Origin of the sequence: Mesorhizobium sp. M7A.F.Ca.AU.002.02.1.1 (assembly GCF_003998535.1) — a bacterium.
GTDB lineage: Bacteria > Pseudomonadota > Alphaproteobacteria > Rhizobiales > Rhizobiaceae > Mesorhizobium > Mesorhizobium ciceri.
Window position 1 is genome coordinate 1 of sequence record NZ_RZPB01000623.1, and the last position, 3,568, is coordinate 3,568.

At 65.1% G+C, this 3,568-nt stretch carries 3 protein-coding genes and 1 pseudogene; all 4 read left to right on the forward strand.

Features of this window, described 5'->3' with window-relative positions; genetic code table 11:
• A pseudogene (locus tag EN879_RS28055) lies at nucleotides 1-504 on the forward strand (NAD(P)/FAD-dependent oxidoreductase); the annotation flags it as partial.
• On the forward strand, nucleotides 504-986 hold the full coding sequence (locus EN879_RS28060; RefSeq protein ID WP_013527967.1) for a MarR family transcriptional regulator: 483 nt from the start codon (nucleotides 504-506) through the stop codon (nucleotides 984-986). The pseudogene EN879_RS28055 and the gene EN879_RS28060, both read left to right, overlap by 1 nt.
• A gap of 45 nt (nucleotides 987-1,031) precedes the next feature.
• Nucleotides 1,032-3,185 (forward strand): indolepyruvate ferredoxin oxidoreductase subunit alpha, encoded by a 2,154-nt coding sequence (locus EN879_RS28065; RefSeq protein WP_063169955.1) that lies wholly within the window; start codon nucleotides 1,032-1,034, stop codon nucleotides 3,183-3,185.
• Nucleotides 3,178-3,568 (forward strand): 2-oxoacid:acceptor oxidoreductase family protein (locus EN879_RS28070; protein WP_206521019.1); only part of this gene is annotated, 391 nt, incomplete at its 3' end. The genes EN879_RS28065 and EN879_RS28070, both read left to right, overlap by 8 nt.

Consider the following 3,568-nt stretch of genomic DNA (forward strand, 5'->3'; position numbering starts at 1 on the left):
GCTTGCAACGAGGCGGCGCGCGGCATGCTGCCGGAGGTGCCGACCATCTGCGTCGGCCAGCCGCACGCGCTCGACCCGTCGCGCTGCCCGGAGGGCAAGGCGATCCTGTGGCTGCAACTGCCAGAGGCGCCTCGCCACATCAAGGGCGACGCGGCCGGCAAGCTGCAGGCGCCGGCAGACGGGCAATGGACCGATGTGCTGCGCGAAGCCTATGCCGACCGCATTGAGGCGATCCTCGCCAGCCATATCGAAGGCTTCAAGGACAGCGTCATCGCGCGCCGCGCCTATTCGCCGGCCGATCTGGAGGCGATGAACATCAACCTGGTCGGCGGTGACCCCTATGGCGGTTCCTCGACCATCGACCAGTCTTTCCTGTGGCGGCCGTTCAAGACCAGCCGCAACCATCAGACCGGCATCAAGGGTCTCTACCATATCGGCGCCTCGACCCACCCGGGTGCGGGTCTCGGCGGCGGTTCCGGCTTTCTCCTGGCGGGGAGGCTGTGATGGAAGAGAAGGTCGCGGAAAAGCGCCAGCGCATTTCGACCCTGGGGCAGATCGGGCTGCAGCAATTCGCGCCCTATCTGATGAACCGCATCATGGGCCGCTACAACGCCACCTTGCGCGACGATTTCCGCAAGCAGGGCCTGACCATCCCGCAGGTCCGCACGCTCGCCGTGCTGTCGGTCACCGACGGTATCACCGTCAACGACCTCTCGGTCTATACGGTCATCGAGCAATCGACCTTGAGCCGGACCCTCGATACGCTGGAGGGCCAGGGTCTGGTGCGACGCGAGCAGGGTGTCACCGACAGCCGAATCCGCCATGTGTTCCTGACCGACGAGGGCCGCGCCGAGTTCACCCGCGCCTGGCCGGCCATGCACGACGCGTTCGAAGCGATGTTCGACGACATCGACGATGCCGAATATTCCGCGCTCATCGCCACGCTTTTGAAGATGCTGAAGAACATTCGCAAGCACGACATCTAGACCTACGCGCCGCCAGCGCTGGCGGTAACGGAAGGGAGAAAAAGAATGGCCGAACGGTCTTTTGCCAGGGAAGTCGAAAAACTCAGGCTCGGTGCCGGCGAGGAGTTTGCCGGCGAAGGCATTCTCGCCATCACCAAGGCGCTGCTGCAATGCGGCGTCGGCTATGTCGGCGGCTATCAGGGCGCGCCGATCAGTCACCTGATGGACGTGCTGGCCGACGCGCAGGACATTCTGGGCGAGCTCGGCGTGCATTTCGAAGCCAGCGCCTCGGAAGCCACTGCCACCGCCATGCTGGCGGCGTCAGTGCATTATCCCATTCGCGGTGCGGCGACCTTCAAGTCGACCGTCGGCACCAATGTTGCCTCCGACGCGCTGGCCAATCTCGCCTCCGGCGGCGTCACCGGCGGCGCGCTGATCATCGTCGGCGAAGACTATGGCGAGGGCTCCTCGATCATGCAGGAGCGCAGCCATGCCTTCGCCATGAAAAGCCAGGTGTGGCTGCTCGACCCGCGACCCAATCTGCCATCGATCGTCAAGGCGGTGGAGGATGGTTTCGAGCTGTCGGAGATTTCCAACACGCCGGTCATGCTGCAGGTGCGCATCCGCTGCTGCCACGTGCATGGCCATTTCATCGCCAAGGACAACAAGCGGCCGCCGATGACGGTCGCCGATGCCCTCGACGCGCCGCGCCGCGACACCGGCCGCATCGTGCTGCCGCCCGCCTCCTTCCTGCATGAGAAGGAGAAGGTGCAGAAACGCTGGCCGGCGGCGGTCGACTTCATCGCCAAGAACAAGATCAACGAGTTCTTCGGCTCGGACCATGGCTCGGTCGGCATCGTCATGCAGGGCGGCATGTACAATTCGGTCATCCGCGCGCTGCAGCGGCTCGGCCTTGCCGACACCTATGGCGACACCGACGTGCCGCTCTATGTGCTCAATGCCGTCTATCCCTTGATCGACGACGAGTTCCTGTCGTTCTGCGAGGGCAAGCAGTCGGTGCTGGTCGTCGAGGAAGGCCAGCCCAACTACATCGAACAGGCCTTTGCTTCGATGCTGCACAAGGCCGGTCGAGGCACCAGGCTGGTTGGCAAGGAGCATCTGCCGATGGCCGGCGAATATACCGGCCAGGTCATGCTCGACGGCATCGGCGCCTTCCTGCGCGCCGAGGCGCCGCATCTGCTGCCGGGCGAGGTGCGCGCGCCCAACAAGGTCGGCGACGGCGTTGATGCAGCCGACCTCATCAATGTCGTGCCGGGCCGTCCGCCGGGCTTCTGCATCGGCTGCCCGGAACGGCCGATCTTTGCCGCGACAAAACTGGTCGAGCAGGAGCTCGGCAAGCATCACATCGCCTCCGACATCGGCTGCCATCTGTTCTCGATCATGCCGCCTTTCGAGCTCGGCGCCACCACCATGGGCTACGGGCTGGGCCCGGCCTCCGCCTCGGCCTTCAATTCGCCTGATGCCAAGCGGCGGTCCATCTCCTTCGTCGGCGACGGCGGCTTCTGGCACAACGGCCTGACCTCCTCAATTGGCAACGCGGTGTTCAACAAGAACGACGGCGTCATCGTCATCGTCGATAATTTTTACTCGGCCGCCACCGGCGGCCAGGACATCCTCTCATCCCGCGCCGGCAACAAGACCAAGTCGACGAAGCATCCGATCACCGAGGCGGTCAAAGGCATGGGCGTCAAATGGCTGCGCCATGTCGACCGCACCTATGACGTGACCAAGATGCAGGACACGCTACGCGAGGCGCTGACGACGGAGGAGAAGGGGCCGAAAGTCATCGTCGCCTCGTCCGAATGCATGCTCAACCGCCAGCGCCGCGAAAAGCCGCTGGTCGACAAGGCGATCAAGGGCGGGACCCGTGTCGTGAAACCGAAGTTCGGCGTGGATGAGGACATCTGTACCGGTGACCATGCCTGCATGCGGCTGTCCGGCTGCCCATCGCTGTCGGTCAAGTCGCTCGACGATCTTTTGCGCGACGATCCGGTCGCGCATATCGACCAGAGTTGCGTCGGTTGCGGCAATTGCGGCGAGGTCGCCGATGCGGCGGTGCTCTGCCCGTCCTTCTATCGCGCCGACGTCGTCCACAATCCAAGCCGCTGGGATCGCTTCCTGGAAGCGGCGCGCCGCGCCACCATCAGCCTGTTGCAGCGTCGCCGCGAAAGCCGGCGCCTGACTTTCGCCGATGCTTGACGCCGTCCCCCCACTTCGCGCCCACGCCAGCGCTCAGGATGGTGAGCGTGTCATCAAGCTCGCCGTGCTGGCGGTCGGCGGCCAGGGCGGCGGCGTGCTCGCCGATTGGATTACCGATGTCGCCGAGCGCAACGGCTATGTCGCGCAGTCGACCTCGGTCGCCGGCGTCGCCCAGCGTACCGGCGCCACCATCTACTATGTCGAGATGGCCCGCGACACCGGCCGGCTGCCGGTCTTTGCGCTGTCGCCCTCGCAAGGCGACGTCGACATACTGATCGCGGCGGAGTTGATGGAAGCCGGCCGCGCCATCATTCGCGGCTTCGTCACGCCCGAGCGCACCACGCTGATCGCCTCCTCGCACCGCATCGCCGCCGTGTCGGAAA

Coding starts and splice junctions, on each gene's coding strand:
- EN879_RS28060 (WP_013527967.1), top strand. CDS start 504: ATGGAAGAGAAGGTCGCGGAAAAGCGCCAGCGCATTTCGACCCTGGGG.
- EN879_RS28065 (WP_063169955.1), top strand. CDS start 1,032: ATGGCCGAACGGTCTTTTGCCAGGGAAGTCGAAAAACTCAGGCTCGGT.